This window comes from Bacillus sp. BD48, from assembly GCF_046566805.1.
Taxonomy (GTDB): Bacteria; Bacillota; Bacilli; order Bacillales; family Bacillaceae; genus Bacillus; species Bacillus safensis.
Map to the genome: position 1 here is coordinate 693,413 of NZ_JANGFM010000001.1, position 15,125 is coordinate 708,537.

A 15,125-nucleotide genomic window follows, 5' to 3' on the forward strand; every position below is an offset into this window, starting at 1 on the left:
GCTCAAACACTCAAACAAATTTCCTAGTATAGGAGGGTTGAATATGAGCCGCAAACATTCATGGAACTGTGTAGCAGAGGCTGTTGAAAACATTAACGACTTACAAAATGCCGTCGAAGAAGATTGTCCGACCAGCTGTTACAGCAATCTCCTTTCTCCATCGCATTCATTAGGTGACACTGTCCCGTTTGTTCTCTTTACATCCAAATCAAAACCATTCGTCGCATTCGGAAACGTCGGAGAAGTAGATGCAGGCCCTTGCTTCAGCACTGCATTTTTCAGAGTCGAACACATCTCTGATCACTGCGCAACACTCAGCTTGCTTATCGCATTTGACAAAGACCGTCATATTTTAGATTTTACAGATAAAGATTCCTTATGTGATGTGTTCCGATTAGAAAAATCGAAATATTGCATTGAAGTAGACCTTGACTGCTTCTGCGCAATCGAGTGCCTAAACCCACGACTCATCAACCGTAACTGCTAACAAAAAAAGTCCCTATATGGGACTTTTTCTTTGTTAAAAACCAAGCGGGTGGATGGAAGAAATCTCAGCAATCGCTAATTCGACTGGATTTCCCCCGCCTGCTGTACGAATGACCACTGTATCATCTTTTCGATCCATGATGATTCCTCTATATGTTTTACCATCAGCTTCAATCAGACAAAGAGCTCTTGGCATATTATGAGGCAGTCTTGTGAGAAAATCGACTTTTTCATCAATACTCATCTGACTTAAAGGCTTTTTCACTCGTTTTCTTCTTGGTTCTTCTTTTGTTTCATGAAAGACACCTTCTGGCTGGTTTCCCTCTTCTTCTTGAGACTCTCGCTTTTGTATGTGCTTTGGTTCTTGGGTAATCTCTTGTTCCTGCGCAGGCTCGGCTTCTTGTGGGATCTCTTGTTCTTCTGTAAACTCAGCTGCTTGTGTCATATCTCGTTCTTGTTGAAGTTTAGGCGGCTCGGCTTCTTTTTTATGCTCTATTTCTTGAGCTGCGGGCTCCTCCTGCGTGCTTTCTTTGATCACATCTTTTGCATTGGTATCACTTTCTGGCTGTTTTTCTGATTTCTTTCGCTTTCTCACAATATTTTGCATCGCCGGCTTTGATTCATGATAGCTCGGCTGAACAATATACATCAGCGGCTTTTGATTCTCATCACCTTTATTTGACATACTAATCCCTCCCGAATGATTCATTCCTTATATATATGAACGGAGGCCTCAAATCAGAAGAAAAATAAAAAAACAGCATACCCTTCATCGGTATGCTGCAAGTCATGTATTCATTTAACGGGCAATGATATGGAAGCCAGAATCAACATGCAGATTCTCACCTGTCATGCCGCGAGATAGATCACTGAATAAGAATAGAGCTGTATCGCCAACTTCTTCAGGAGTTGTTGTACGGCGAAGTGGTGCACGCTCTTCAATATCCTTCAGAATGGTATTAAAGCCACTGATGCCTTTTGCAGATAACGTACGAATTGGACCAGCAGAAATACTGTTCACGCGGATGCCTTCTGCGCCTAAATCAGCCGCTAAATATTTCACACTTGCTTCAAGTGATGCTTTCGCTACACCCATTACGTTGTAGTTTGATACAACACGCTCTCCGCCTAGGTATGTAAGCGTCACAATGCTTCCACCCTCTGTCATTAATGGACGTGCTGCTTTTGCTACAGCAGTTAATGAGTATGCACTAATGTTGTGCGCCAAAAGGAAACCTTCACGGTTCGTGTTCAAGTATTCACCAACAAGCTCTTCCTTGTTTGCAAATGCAATTGCATGCGCAACGCCATGAATGACTTGTACTTTTTCTTTAATTGCAGCAAAACATTTTTCGATTTCTTCATCACTTGTCACGTCACATGGAAGAATAATTGAATCATCACGCTCAAGTGTGCTTGCAAGCTCTTTTACCGATTCAGCAAGACGATCTCCAACATAAGTAAAAATCAAACGAGCTCCAGCTTCATGAAGTGAGCGAGCAATTCCCCAAGCGATGCTCCGTTTATTGGCAACACCCATGACCACGATATTACGGCCTTCTAAAGAAAAGTTCATATGTAATAAAGCCTCCTATTTTTTCAAGACATAGTATTAGTACCTGATCATAATATTATCACAGATCATAAGAGAATGACAATTTCCGCTGAAAGAAAGTTTCATTTTCACGAAAAAACCGCCCTCACAAGTGAAGACGGTTCGATTCCTTTAACGTTTGATTCTGTTTTGCTGATAAGCAAAATGGTTCGTAGGCCCGTGTCCAGATCCAATACGTAAAGGGAATTTGATGGCTTCATGGACAAAGGTTTCTGCTGTTTCAAAGGCTTCCTTCATCGAAAATCCTTTCGCAATTTCAGCTGTTAATGCTGCTGCAAACGTGCAGCCTGTACCATGTGTATGTGGTGTATCAATATATTCATTTGTGACTTCAATAAAGCCTTTTCCATCATACAGCAGGTCTGTAATCATCCCATTAGATGGACCATGACCGCCTTTGATCACGACATGTTTCGTACCGAGCTCATAAAGACGCTCCGCTGCCAGATAGCGGTCCTCTTTCGTCTGAATACGTATGCCTGTCAGTACTTCTGCCTCAGGAAGGTTTGGCGTTACGGCATAGCTGACAGGAAGCAAGTGTGTTTTCATCGCAGAGACCGCATCTTCATTTAATAAAGAGGCCCCTCCTTTTGCGATCATGACTGGATCTACAATCAGCTTCATATCATATTGAACCGTTTTTTCAGCTACGATCTTAATCATGTCTGCACTCCACAGCATCCCTGTTTTGACGGCATCTGGCGGTAAGTCTTCTGCCACTGCATCTATTTGACGTTCTAACGCCTCGATTGAAAGCGGGTATATCCCGTGAACACCTAGTGTGTTTTGCGCAGTAATCGCTGTGATCGCAGACATTCCGTACACACCGAGCTCCTGAAAAGTTTTCAAATCTGCCTGAATGCCTGCTCCGCCGCCAGAATCAGAACCCGCGATTGTGAATGCTTTTTTGATCGTCATTTCTTCACACCTCTCATTAGCCAATCCATTGATGATAAATGGTTCTTGCTTTGGCAATATCATTCGTACCATGTACAAGCGCTCTGCCATCTTTAAATAAGACAAGTTTAAACTCATCCTTTTGACATGAAAGCAAATATGCATTCTCAAGCACATCCATCCCTGCCCTCTTTAACCGAAGAGCTACTTCATGTAAAGGCGGCGGTGTTTCTGCTGCACTGCGGATTTGTACCGTATTGCGGCCGCATAGTACATCCGCCTTCGCTCTCTTGTCATATGAAAGGAATGGATAGGTCTTCAGTCCACAGCTTGGACATTGCTTCTTCTTTAAAGACGCGGCCGACCGAATATCAGACCGTTCGTTTTTCCATAAATCGAAGGATTTTAATATTGGAGTCACTTGATGTCCTGTTAAATATTTAAGTGCATCTGCCACTTGATATGCCGCCACTTGCTGCACAACTGGACTAATGATACCTGCTGTATCACATGTCATGCTTTGTGCGGGTAAATGTTCAAGCAGACAGTGTAAACAAGGCGTCTCACCAGGGATCACAGTGAACTGAATGCCATAACTCGCCACACAGGCCCCATAAAGGAACGGTATTTGATGTTTAACGGCGGCATCATTTGCGATCATTCTCACCTCAAAATTATCCGCTGCATCGACAATGATCGAAGCCTCACTGACAAGTTCGTCAATATTGTGAGCAGTCACATCGATCACGATTCCTTTGACGTGCACGTCACTGTTTACTTGCTTGAGTCTTTTTTCAGCAGCCACAGCCTTTGGCAGCCGATCCTTCACGTCTTGCTCCGTGTAAAGCTGCTGACGCTGAAGGTTGCTCCATTCAATATAATCTCGGTCCAAAATGGTGACAGATCCAACGCCGGCACGAACGAGCATTTCAGCACTAGCGGTTCCAAGTGCCCCCGCTCCAATAATGACCGCCTTTGAGTCCTTTAGCCGCTTTTGCCCCTCTGTTCCGATTGGCTGAAAAAGCTCTTGGCGTGAGTAACGAGTGCTCAAAATGACGGCATTCCTTCCTGTGGACTGCTCGCTGTCCCATAGTTTTTCAGCGGAATACGTCCTGCCTCATAGCCTAGTCTTCCTGATTCAATCGCGAGTTTCATTGCTTTTGCCATTTTCACAGGATCCTTTGCACCAGACACAGCGGTATTTAGTAATACAGCGTCAGCTCCAAGCTCCATCGCATAAGCTGCATCCTTCGGAGAGCCTACGCCAGCATCAATAATGACCGGCACCTTCGCCTGCTCGATAATAAATGAGAGATTCAGAGGATTTAGCAAGCCTTGGCCTGAACCAATTGGAGAAGCACCAGGCATGATGGCGTGGACACCGAGTTCTTCTAATTTTCTTGCCAGCACCACATCATCAGATGTATATGGCAGCACGATAAATCCTTCTTCGAGTAGCATTTCAGATGCTTTTAATGTTTCAACTGGATCTGGCAGAAGAGACCTTGAACAGCCAATGACTTCTACCTTGATCATGTCACACAGCCCAGAAGCCTTTGCTAAACGGGCAATACGCACTGCCTCTTCTGCTGTACTTGCACCAGCTGTATTCGGAAGCAGCGTATATCTTGATAAATCAAGCTGCTCCAAAAAATTAGGCTGAGATGCTTCGAATATGTTCATTCTTCTGACAGCAAAGGTTAAAATTTCGGCTTCCGATACGTTCACCGCTTCTTTTTGAATTTCAAATGATGGATACTTCCCTGTTCCGAGTAATAGTCTTGATGTGAATGTTTTTCCGCCAATGTGCAGCATTGGGTCATCCTCCTCCTACAAAGTGAACGATTTCAATCGTGTCATTTGGTTGAATTTCTACTTGTTGAAACGCTTCTTTATCAATGATTTCATGGTTCTTTTCAACGATCACCACACGGTTTTCAAGCTGATAGGCTGATAGCAGATCATAGATCGTTCCATTCTCTTGATCGAAATCAACGATTCTGCCATTCAATTGAATCTTCATACGAATAGTGCCTCCTTTCGTCCAATACGAAACGCATGAAGCCATTCCTCTTTGACCGGTTCGTCTAATATCAGGTCACGAATGATTTCTCCAGTAATCGGCGCTAGTAAAATACCGTTCCTGTAATGCCCTGCAGCAAAAAGAATACGCTTGTCTTCTGGATGTCTTCCGATATAAGGATGCCGGTCGTTTGTCGCCGGACGAAGGCCTGCCCAGCACTCTTCAATCGGCATCTCCTTAATAGAAGGCATAAGCTGAGACGCCTTTTGAATCACAGCTTCCATGCCGCCAAGCGTTGGAACAGCCTGCCACTCGTTTGGCTTCATCGTTGCGCCGATGACAAGCTTTCCGCTATCTCGCTGAACGATATAACAATGATCATGATAAATGGTGTGTGTGAGCGCTGGACCGTTATTCCATACAGACACACATTCCCCTTTTACTGGATAAAGAGAATGCGATAATCCGAGCTCTTCAAAAAAACGGCCAGACCATACACCACTTGCGACTGTCAGGTCATCACATGTGAATGTACCCTTCATTGTTCTGACAGTTAACACTTCTTTGTCCCGCTTCACTTCGATCACAGGTGTACACTCTTTCACATCTGCTCCGTACCGAACCGCCGCCTGCCACAAAGCCCTGCATACCGCGTAAGGCTCCACATGAACATCCTCTTCAATTAAACCTGCTCCCAGCATGTGATCTGTGACTTGAGGCATGCATTTTTTTACACTGCTTGCGTCAAGCCATTTAAATGTAGACAATTGCTGCATCCGGCAAAGGGCTTGTTTCTCTTCTTCTGTAAAGGCGATCTTCATGATACCGCCCGCTGAAGTTCGAATATCAATGCCTGATTCATGCAAAAGATCGACCTTTAATTTTTCGTACAATGCCTGACTTGCTCTGCCAGCCTGAAAGAAAACATCCTCGTGCCCCTCTCCTTCCGCATGTGCACCGAGCATCCCGGCAGCTGCACTTGTCGTTTGCATCCCTATCTCATTCGCTTCAAATAAGACCACTTGTTTTCCTGATTTTGCAAGGTGATAGGCGATGGACATCCCTATGATTCCACCACCAATGATTGCTACATCATAATGCTTCTTCATAAGGATTCTCCTTTACCTTTTCAGAAAATGCTTGTGCCATCATACGCGGCTGATGATGAGTAAAAATCCCAGACATGACAGCGATTCCTTTCACATTTGCGTGTTTCAATTCTGGTACTCGTTCTGGGGTCACTCCGCCGATGACCACCACTGGAATCGTTAGTGCAGAAGTCAGTTTTTTCACAAGCTGTACACCTCTTGCCTGAAGTCCTGGTTTACAAGAGGTGTCATATACGTGACCAAACATGACATACTCTGCTCCATTTTTCTCTGCTGCTTTCGCTTCTTCTATCGAATGGACAGACACTCCCGCATGAAGGTGAGGAAATTTTTTTCGCAGCTCTTTTGGCGAAAAGCTGTGGCCCGGGAGATGCACCCTGTGAATATTGGTAAGCAGCGCAACGTCTACTCTGTCATTGATCACGAGCTTTTCTTTCGGCACGCCTTCTAAAAGGAGATTCTTCACGAGATCAACAAGCTCACTTGCTGTTTTAGACCGTTCCCGAATATGAATAAAATCCACTTCAGACGCAATGGCTTTTATTTGTTTGATCAGTTCACCCGCAGGAAGCGAATCATTTGTCACTGCGTGGAGTTCCATTTGCACCAACCCCATCCAAGCATGCTGTTTGCCACATTTCTTTTTGATACGCCATCTCCCAGAAGTGATATTCGTAATAGCTGGAAATCACAAAATTTTCTTTCATATTGGCCCGTACATGTTCTGGTGCTTTTTCCGCTAGTTCATCAAATCGGTTCACCTGTTCGAAGACGAGTTCCTTAAACCAATCGCCTCCATAGGTCAAAATCCATTCTTGGTAAATTGGATGGTCAGGTGTTGTTTGTTTCAGCTTTTCACCTACCTCATAATAAAGCCAGTAACATGGTAATAACGCGGCTAAAATCTCTTCAAACCGTCCGCTTTTTACAGATCGGTACATATGAGAGGTATACGCATAAGCAGTGGGGGAAGGCTTAAAGTTCTCAATGGCTTCATCAGAAATCTGCAAAAGCTCTGTAAATTTCCTATGCAGCGACAGCTCTGCTTCATACGTCCCCTGAGCATGATACGCCATTCTGCCCGTCGTATGTAAGTCCTCACTAATCGCCGCTCCATATGCCTGCACCTTTGCAAAATGAGTTAAATAATACGAATCCTGCATCACGTAATAGGTGAAACGATCGAGTGAAAGTGTGCCATCTCCAATCCCTTTGACAAAAGGATGCGTAAAGCTTCCATTCCACCATGTTGATGCAGCCTCTTTACATTCTGTTGAAAACGTCATGTTCCTCTCCTCCTGTTTTTCCATATAAAAAAGCCACTTTCCGCGTGGAAAGTGGCTTGGAATTTGTAAAAAGCATAGTCAAAAACCGCACCACTTCCCTACGCAGGTATGAACCTGTTCAGGTAATGAGGGTCTAAAAGTCGACACTTTTATCTCAGCCCTTTTAAAGGACTCCCCTAGTGGATCAAATATATGATGTTGTACCTCTATCTTAATCAGGAATTGTTCATTGGTCAAGGGTTCATTGTCATTCTAATTGGGCTCTTAGTCCTGCCACATACTCCCGGGAGCCCGATACAAGCACACGGTCGCCGCTTCTAAGTGTCGTATCTCCATGCGGTACTAAGCTGTCTACCCCTCTGAAAATACGGACAAATACCAAATCACCGGTGAAAGGAAATTCTCTCAGCATGACATTATGATAACGATGATTGTTCATTTGAATTTGATACAAAGAAGAATCTTCATTTGTTAGCAATCGAATCGCATCAGGTGCTTCAATCAAAGCTCTTAGCACCGTTTTAGATGAAAGGAAAGTAGAAAACGTATCAATACCCGCTTCCTTCAATGTCAGCTCTGCCTCTGCTTTGTTGACACTTGCAATGACTTGTTTTGAACCTTCTTCTTTTGCAAATAAAGCAATTTCCTTATTTTTCGTCTCACTGCCAGTTGCGACGACAAGGACATCCTCTTGGCCGACGCCTGCCTTTCTCAGCGTCTCATCGTCGTATTGTTCAATTGATTCGACTTCAAAGATAGAGTCTGCCAGCAGTGCTTCCTTATTTTCTTGAAAAACATGCAAAATCCGAATGTCATATTCATCCTGATGCAAATCAAGTGTGACAGGTAAGGTCAGCTGATTTGCACCAATAAAGGTCACACGCTTCTTATGGCTTGCCGCTTGTTCTTTTTTAAACAGCGCTTTAAACCAAACAGGTGTTAAAATACTCGTTAACACAGCAACTAAAATCAGCGCTCCTGACATTTTATGATCAATGACACCGAGCCGCTCACCAATCGTTGCAGCTGCAATGACGAGTGATAGCGTTGAAGTTAATAAAAAGCCGGAGCCAATGACCTTTTTCATGTCATACCATTTTTTCAAATAAAGAATCGGGATAAGCTTACTCATAAGCAGCGCAATAAACAGCAGCGGAATCATGATCATGATGGCTGGGTCCTTAAACAGTGCCCATATATTCAGATCTACCCCGACCATCACGAAAAAGATCGGGATTAAAAATCCGTAGCCAAATGAGTCCAGCTGCTGAACGAGTTCTTTATTTGGCGAAAGAAGAGACACAAGCACGCCAGCTAAAAACGCCCCAAGAATATTTTCAGCCCCAAGTGATTCAGATAAGGCAACTAAGACTATAATGAGAGTAAAGATTGCCCTTGTCCCAATTTGCACGGTTCCTTTAGACATCGACTGAAAAATTGACTTTGTCTTAAATACGCGGCCAAATAAATAAAGAAGAATGCCTGCAGCAAATAATAAGAGCAGGAGCCACATGTTTCCTGTTCCATCTCCATAAATAGAGGAAAACACAGCAAGTAAAATCATCGTGACCAAATCAGCAATGACAGCTACAAGCAGAATGATTTGGCCGATATTCGTCTGCATCAACTTTTCCTCTTTTAAGGTTGGAACCACTACGCCTAATGAGATGGTAGAGATAATAAGCGTCATTAAAAAAGCATTTTGGATAAACCCTGCGAGTACAAACGCATAGGACAAGATAAAGGACATACAAAATACCCCAAGAAAAATAATGAAGGCTGCTTTAAATGTATTTGGTTCTTTTAAACCATTTGGAAGTTCTCTTGCTTTCTTCTTTGACTCAAAAGAAGAAAAATCTATTTCAAGCCCACTTAAAAACATCAGAAAAATAAATCCAAGCATGGATAATGTATCTAACCACGCATCATGTTCGACAACCAGTTGAAGACCGCTTTTCCCAATGATGAGCCCCATGATGATTTCAGCTACAACGACCGGAATGGTCAGCTTAAATCGGTGCAATAAAATAGGGGTGAAAAAGGCGACAATAATAACGACAACGAGTGATGAAACAGATGTATGCTCCATTGGCTAAAGCCTCCTAACATTCATGTTTAATTTTTTAAGTCTTACGTTAAAGCATTGATTCTAACAATTGCCCAAATGAAATGAAAGCCATTCGTTATATTTTCTAAAATTCAAACTTCTTTATACCCGATGAATGGATGAAAAAATCAGGAGGAAACCTTATGAAATTCGATATTATTGGCGATATCCACGGCTGCTACGAAGAGCTGCTTACCCTCATACACAAACTAGGATACGAACTCAAACATGGATTACCCGTCCATCCTGATAAGAGAATGCTGGCCCTTGTTGGTGATTTAACAGATCGTGGACCTCAGTCAGTAGACGTCATGCGGTTTGTCATTCATGCCTATTCACACGGCGCAATCCGCTATGTACCTGGCAACCATTGCTTTAAGCTTTACCGCTATTTAAAAGGAAATCCGGTCAAATTGCTTCATGGCATCGAAACCACAGTGAACGAAATAAAAAAACTGCCAATTCATGAACAAAACAAATTGTCACATGAATTTAAGCAGTTATTCGAGAAGGCTCCGCTTTATGATGTACTCGTTCCTGATGAGCTGATCATTGCACACGCAGCGATGAAGGAAAAGGATATTGGAAAAAAGCCGAATAAACAGATGCGGTCCTATCTATTATTTGGTGCCGTCACAGGAGAAACATGGCCAGATGGACGGCCTGTTCGGAAGGATTGGGCAAAGGAGTATCACGGAAAACCGTGGATTGTGTACGGCCATACACCAGTGAAAGTACCCCGATTCGTTGGCAGAACCGTCAATATTGATACAGGCTGCGTATTTGGCAACCAGCTGTCTGCCCTCACATACCCTGAGCTTAAAACAGTCTCTGTTCCTTCATCTATGCCTTATGACGATTCAAGGTTTCAGCATTTCACATCATAAAAAAACCCGGCCCTGCGCTGCAGGTGACCGGGTTTCTCTGTTTAAAGAAGCAAGGATTTCATGTCATCAGGTAGCGGAGCTGAAAATGTCATTTGCTCACCTGTCATCGGATGAGGAAACACAAGGGTCTCACTATGCAGTGCCTGCCTGTCTATCCGCTCAGCCGTTCCACCATACAGCGTATCTCCGATGAGCGGATGCCCAAGAAATTGCATATGAACACGAATTTGATGTGTTCTTCCGGTTTCAAGTGAGAGAGACACATCCGACATGTTCAACTCACCGATTACCGCTCGCACGGAATAATGCGTCACTGCCTCCTGCCCAGCATCATCAACCATCCGCTCGATGATACTATCCCCTTTTCGGGCAATTTTTGCAGCGATCGTCCCATGTTTTTCTGTGATCATGCCATGTGTAAACGCTCTGTACGTTCGTTTAACCGCTCCACTTTTTTGCGCTTTTGATAAAAGGCTATGAGCAAAGCGATGCTTCGCCACAAGCATGACGCCAGATGTGTCACGATCAAGGCGGTTCACCAAATGAACCGTATGCCGAACAGATTGCTTGGCATAATGATGCAGCAATCCATTCGCAATACTGTGCTCAGGGTGCTCCCGAGAAGGGATCGAAGGAATATATGGTCTTTTATTCAGCACAAGGACATGCTCGTCCTCAAATATAATATCAAGCGGAATGGGTGCAGGCTTCAACCCTTCACTCACTTTTTCCTCGGGAAATAAAACGGTGAGCCTGTCCCCTTCATGCAGCTCGCACTTCACGGTAACATGCTCTCCATTGATGAGGAGGTCACCGCCATCAAACTTAATATCTGTCAGCATTCTTTTCGAAATGCCAAGATCAATTAAATACTCCTTTAAAAGCATCCCTTCTTCTTTGGCTGTTATGGTTTTGTTTAACGTAAAGTATTCCAGCGGGAACAACCTCTTTCTTATTCTCCTTTTCCGATAAAGGAATCTTGCACCCTTTTCCAAAACGGAAACGGTCTAAATCTGGCAAAACGGACATTCTCGTCTGCCACTCGGCATTGAATGGATTTGACGTCTTTATGAAGCAGTGTCAAATGATCAATGGTCACCTGAAAATCGACATCATTCCTTGGTTTAATCACACAAGTATGGTGGTCAGGCAAAATAAGCGGTGAACCGACTGTCCGAAACACTCTGTTGTTGATTGAAGCCATTTCTGCCAGCTGAATGGCTCTAATGGAAGGGTGAATAATGGCACCACCCAGTGCCTTATTATAGGCGGTACTGCCAGATGGTGTAGACAGACAAAGACCGTCACCTCTAAATGTTTCAAACAGCTGACCCCTAATTTCAACATCTGCTACAAGTGTCCCTTCCATGCTTTTAATCGTGCATTCATTCATCGCTAAATATTTCTCTTCTCTGCCGCCGTCGTTGTATCTGACAATGACTTCTAAGATCGGATATTCCACAATATGATAAGGCGTTTTCGCAATGGCTAAGACAAGTTTTTCAATTTCACTTGGCACCCAGTCAGCATAAAAACCAAGATGACCTGTATGAACACCGACAAAAGCTGTTTCATTTAGACGGTCGCTATAACGGTGAAACGCATAAAGAAGTGTACCGTCTCCACCAACCGTAATGACAAGGTCCGGTTCCTCTTCATTTAGTTCCATACCAAAATCCAATAAGTAGGTCTGAATTTTACTTTTGAGCGTGTCAGATACAGAATTCCCTTTTGAAGAAACTGCAAATTTCATGAATTCTTCTCCTTTTTCACCTTGCTGCTACGAGAGGGCAGCATCATATTTGATCAAACTGGCTCAGCTGTCGTTTTTCTTTTTCCGGGAAAATGCCACTTGGGCTTCTTGAATTTCCCCTCTGATTTCGGACATTTCTTCATCGAGACGAGATGCTGCCTCAGATGCTCTTTGAAGGCGCAGCTTGACCTTCTCCGGGATATTCCCGCTATATTTATAATTCAGAGAATGCTCAATGGTCGCCCAAAAGTTCATGGCAAGCGTACGAATTTGGATTTCGACGAGGAGCTGTTTCTCTCCGCTTACGGTTTGCAGCGGATATAACACAACAAGGTGGTACGAGCGGTATCCGCTTTCTTTATGTTCTGCAATATAGTCGCGTTTATCAACAACCACAAAGTCTTTACGTGACTGGAGCATTTTTTTCACGACTTGTATATCTTCTACAAACTGGCACATAATGCGAAGCCCAGCAATATCCTGCATCGTTTCAATCTCATGCATCGGGATGTTTTTACGCTTTGCCTTTTCTAATATGCTGGCAACGGGTTTCACTCGGCCTGTGACAAACTCTACTGGTGAATGGTCATCCTCGAATTCATACAGCTTTCGAATGCCTTTTAGTTTCACTTTTAATTCTTCGACTGCTTGTTTATACGGTGCGAGGAATTGATCCCATTGTTTTTTGTCCATGAAACTTCCCCCAATTCCATATACCTAATTATTTCAGAGGAATGTGCTTTTCACTTTCTCTTCCATATCTCCGTAATTGGCATTGTCTTTAATATTGTCGATTAAATAATCTAATTCCTGTTGAAGCTGAATGAGTTCTAGCGAATGTTCATCCGATGCCAAATAGACAGGGATGTCACGAATCATTGCTTCTTTTAATGGAGCCCATGTATGTTCCCCTAGAATAAGATACGAAAAGGACTCCTCAGTTTCAAGTATGTAAACGAACGCAAAGTGATCAGAATCAACAAGCATTTGTCCTGATGCTTTTGCTTTTTGGATTTGCTCTACTGACTGGATTGTCAAAATCAGCCTGTCTTCTTTTAAAGTTGCTTCTGTGATTTCAATTCTGTTTTGCATCATGATCTCCTTTACAACAAAGTACAGCTTTATTTTATCATATCAAGTTCAATATTGATAAACCGAACTTTTTGAGAAAATCCTGTTTTTCTCTTTTAAATGATTCTTTCCCATGCTTCTTCATTCATTTTGGTCCATGCCTAAAGAAAATATAGAGAAAAAACAGTCTTTTACATGGTGAACACACTTCATGTACAATAATCATATTTCCTCTAAACGAAAGGTTGATGTCAAATGGCACAGGAAATTGAAATAGAACTAAAGCAATTATTAATGAAAGAAGAATTTGAACAGCTGAAACAGCATTTTCAATTGAATGATGCGGATTTCCACACGCAAACCAACTATTATTTTGATACACCTCAATTTGATATAAAATCTAAATTGGCTGCATTAAGAATGAGAGAAAAAGACGGTCATTGGGTTCTCACATTAAAGGAACCGCACGAGATAGGTTTGCTCGAAACACACCAAACGATCACTCCCCCATCACAACTTGACGATTTTGAGCTGCCAGAAGGTGAAGTTGCGGACAGATTAGACCACCTGAACATTCAAAAGGATCAAATTGTGTACTTTGGTTCGCTTGAAACGTCAAGAGCAGAAAAAATGATTGAAGAAGGCTTAATTGTTTTGGATCACAGCCGATATTTAACAGTAGAGGACTATGAACTTGAATTTGAAGTGAGCGAGCTGGAAATCGGACAAGCCGCTTTCTCCGCACTGCTCCGCAAATTTCATATCCCAGTACGAAACACGAAAAACAAAGTCGTTCGTTTTTATGAAGAGAAAATGAAAACACAGAATAGATGAATTCCTTGAAGGAGGAACATGATGAACGTTAATCAACTTCAATCCTTTATGCAGCTTCAAGCGCTTAAAACGTTACAAACAGATCCAGCACAAACGCAAATGTCTGACGGTCAAGAATCAAATGCCCAAGCGTCATTTCAGTCGCTGCTGAAAGATTTTTTAGACGGATCAGAATTATCGCGTCTCCCGCTTTCCATCTCTGCTTTCATGGGTACGGACCCATCAACGGCTCCGAACACGCAATATGCGCGTACAAACCCATATTTATCTGCGATTGCCGGCAGTGATCAGCTTGAGGCCCAATCTTTGTATGCAAATGACAATCAATTGAATACAGCGAATGGCATTGGAAATGTCTTAAACAACAGCTACACCCCGCCGCTTCAAAAGGCTGTCTCAAGCGGGTCATCATCAAAAGAAATTAATCAAATCGTGTCACAAATGGCTCAAAAGCACGGCGTTCCTGAAAAGCTGATTCACGCGGTCATCAAGCAGGAATCCGGCTATCGCACGAATGCTGTCAGCCATGCAGGTGCGCTTGGTCTCATGCAGCTCATGCCATCTACGGCTAAGTCACTTGGCGTAAGCAATGCCTTTGATGCGTCCCAAAACATTGAAGGCGGAACGAAGTATTTAAAACAAATGCTCCATAAATATAACGGGAATATCTCTCTCGCCTTAGCTGCCTATAATGCAGGTTCAGGAAATGTAGATAAATACGGGGGCATTCCTCCATTTAAAGAAACACAAAATTATGTCAAGAAAATCACAGCTCAATATTTCGCTTAAACCGAAGAGAATAACCTCTTCGGTTTTTTGTATGTCGCTTTTCCCCCTTTTTTGACTGAATGTGTTATGATATGGTCAATTGATCACGGAATCCGTTTCTCTCTTTATTTCCAATAGGCCAAAGCGGTTTGTTTGTGGAATCGAGTTGAGGTTGTTAAAATAAGTACAAGAATAGAAACAATAAAATAGAACAAACTGAATATCACTTTTGAAATAAATGAAATTCGCAATAGGGTGGGTCATCCTATTAACTACGAGTAAAAGGAGT

Annotated in this window: 18 protein-coding genes and 1 riboswitch; of the genes, 4 read left to right on the forward strand and 14 right to left on the reverse strand. The window is 42.9% G+C overall.

Translation table 11 applies throughout. The annotated features are described in order from the left end of the window. Positions 1-43: 43 nt before the first annotated feature. Complete coding sequence (locus tag ACLGGR_RS03610; protein WP_142944528.1) at positions 44-487, forward strand: CotY/CotZ family spore coat protein; 444 nt, start codon at positions 44-46, stop codon at positions 485-487. Positions 488-520: 33 nt separating this feature from the next. On the opposite strand, the gene ACLGGR_RS03615 is transcribed toward ACLGGR_RS03610, so the two are convergent. From ACLGGR_RS03615 to ACLGGR_RS03660, 10 genes are all read right to left on the reverse strand, one after another. Continuing rightward, positions 521-1,171, reverse strand: coding sequence for a CotO family spore coat protein (locus tag ACLGGR_RS03615; RefSeq protein ID WP_410972513.1), 651 nt, complete (start codon positions 1,169-1,171; stop codon positions 521-523). A gap of 114 nt (positions 1,172-1,285) precedes the next feature. Further along, a complete protein-coding gene (fabI, locus tag ACLGGR_RS03620; protein ID WP_024425017.1) occupies positions 1,286-2,062 on the reverse strand; it encodes an enoyl-ACP reductase FabI in 777 nt (258 codons plus the stop codon). 150 nt (positions 2,063-2,212) lie between these two features. Continuing rightward, on the reverse strand, positions 2,213-3,019 hold the full coding sequence (gene thiD / locus ACLGGR_RS03625) for a bifunctional hydroxymethylpyrimidine kinase/phosphomethylpyrimidine kinase (RefSeq protein WP_251215641.1): 807 nt from the start codon (positions 3,017-3,019) through the stop codon (positions 2,213-2,215). A 16-nt stretch (positions 3,020-3,035) separates the two neighbouring features. After that, on the reverse strand, positions 3,036-4,049 hold the full coding sequence (locus tag ACLGGR_RS03630) for a thiazole biosynthesis adenylyltransferase ThiF (protein WP_251215642.1): 1,014 nt from the start codon (positions 4,047-4,049) through the stop codon (positions 3,036-3,038). Further along, on the reverse strand, positions 4,046-4,813 hold the full coding sequence (locus ACLGGR_RS03635) for a thiazole synthase (protein ID WP_142944524.1): 768 nt from the start codon (positions 4,811-4,813) through the stop codon (positions 4,046-4,048). The genes ACLGGR_RS03630 and ACLGGR_RS03635 overlap by 4 nt, the downstream gene beginning before the upstream one ends. 4 nt (positions 4,814-4,817) lie before the next feature. Beyond that, on the reverse strand, positions 4,818-5,021 hold the full coding sequence (gene thiS, locus ACLGGR_RS03640; protein WP_024426466.1) for a sulfur carrier protein ThiS: 204 nt from the start codon (positions 5,019-5,021) through the stop codon (positions 4,818-4,820). Beyond that, complete coding sequence (thiO, locus tag ACLGGR_RS03645) at positions 5,018-6,130, reverse strand: glycine oxidase ThiO (protein WP_410972514.1); 1,113 nt, start codon at positions 6,128-6,130, stop codon at positions 5,018-5,020. Before thiO ends, thiS begins: the two co-directional genes overlap by 4 nt. Then, positions 6,114-6,731 carry a thiazole tautomerase TenI gene (gene tenI, locus ACLGGR_RS03650; RefSeq protein WP_410972515.1) on the reverse strand — a complete coding sequence of 206 codons (618 nt, stop codon included), beginning with the start codon at positions 6,729-6,731 and terminating at the stop codon, positions 6,114-6,116. Before tenI ends, thiO begins: the two co-directional genes overlap by 17 nt. Next, positions 6,706-7,416, reverse strand: a complete 711-nt coding sequence (tenA, locus tag ACLGGR_RS03655) for a thiaminase II (RefSeq protein ID WP_142944521.1) — start codon at positions 7,414-7,416, stop codon at positions 6,706-6,708. The genes tenI and tenA overlap by 26 nt, the downstream gene beginning before the upstream one ends. 78 nt (positions 7,417-7,494) lie before the next feature. Beyond that, positions 7,495-7,604, reverse strand: a riboswitch (TPP riboswitch). Positions 7,605-7,663: 59 nt separating this feature from the next. Beyond that, complete coding sequence (locus ACLGGR_RS03660; RefSeq protein ID WP_410972516.1) at positions 7,664-9,505, reverse strand: monovalent cation:proton antiporter family protein; 1,842 nt, start codon at positions 9,503-9,505, stop codon at positions 7,664-7,666. Positions 9,506-9,666: 161 nt separating this feature from the next. Here ACLGGR_RS03660 and prpE point away from each other — a divergent pair, with 161 nt between their 5' ends. After that, a complete protein-coding gene (gene prpE / locus ACLGGR_RS03665) occupies positions 9,667-10,410 on the forward strand; it encodes a bis(5'-nucleosyl)-tetraphosphatase PrpE (RefSeq protein ID WP_410972517.1) in 744 nt (247 codons plus the stop codon). 41 nt (positions 10,411-10,451) lie between these two features. Here prpE and ACLGGR_RS03670 read toward each other — a convergent pair whose 3' ends face one another. The 4 genes from ACLGGR_RS03670 to ACLGGR_RS03685 all read right to left on the reverse strand — a co-directional run bounded on the left by ACLGGR_RS03670 (position 10,452) and on the right by ACLGGR_RS03685 (position 13,255). Continuing rightward, positions 10,452-11,354, reverse strand: a complete 903-nt coding sequence (locus ACLGGR_RS03670; RefSeq protein ID WP_410972518.1) for an RluA family pseudouridine synthase — start codon at positions 11,352-11,354, stop codon at positions 10,452-10,454. Between the two features lie 8 nt (positions 11,355-11,362). Then, positions 11,363-12,163: an NAD kinase gene (locus tag ACLGGR_RS03675; protein WP_003211364.1), complete on the reverse strand. Its 801-nt coding sequence runs from the start codon at positions 12,161-12,163 to the stop codon at positions 11,363-11,365. A gap of 63 nt (positions 12,164-12,226) precedes the next feature. Beyond that, positions 12,227-12,856 (reverse strand): GTP diphosphokinase, encoded by a 630-nt coding sequence (gene yjbM / locus ACLGGR_RS03680; RefSeq protein ID WP_024425028.1) that lies wholly within the window; start codon positions 12,854-12,856, stop codon positions 12,227-12,229. Positions 12,857-12,889: 33 nt separating this feature from the next. Beyond that, positions 12,890-13,255, reverse strand: coding sequence for a UPF0738 family protein (locus tag ACLGGR_RS03685; RefSeq protein ID WP_410972519.1), 366 nt, complete (start codon positions 13,253-13,255; stop codon positions 12,890-12,892). Between the two features lie 234 nt (positions 13,256-13,489). Between ACLGGR_RS03685 and ACLGGR_RS03690 the strand changes: the two genes are divergently transcribed. Both ACLGGR_RS03690 and ACLGGR_RS03695 read left to right on the forward strand, forming a co-directional pair. Continuing rightward, on the forward strand, positions 13,490-14,068 hold the full coding sequence (locus ACLGGR_RS03690) for a CYTH domain-containing protein (RefSeq protein ID WP_410972520.1): 579 nt from the start codon (positions 13,490-13,492) through the stop codon (positions 14,066-14,068). 21 nt (positions 14,069-14,089) lie between these two features. After that, complete coding sequence (locus tag ACLGGR_RS03695; RefSeq protein ID WP_410972521.1) at positions 14,090-14,857, forward strand: lytic transglycosylase domain-containing protein; 768 nt, start codon at positions 14,090-14,092, stop codon at positions 14,855-14,857. Positions 14,858-15,125 lie beyond the last annotated feature (268 nt).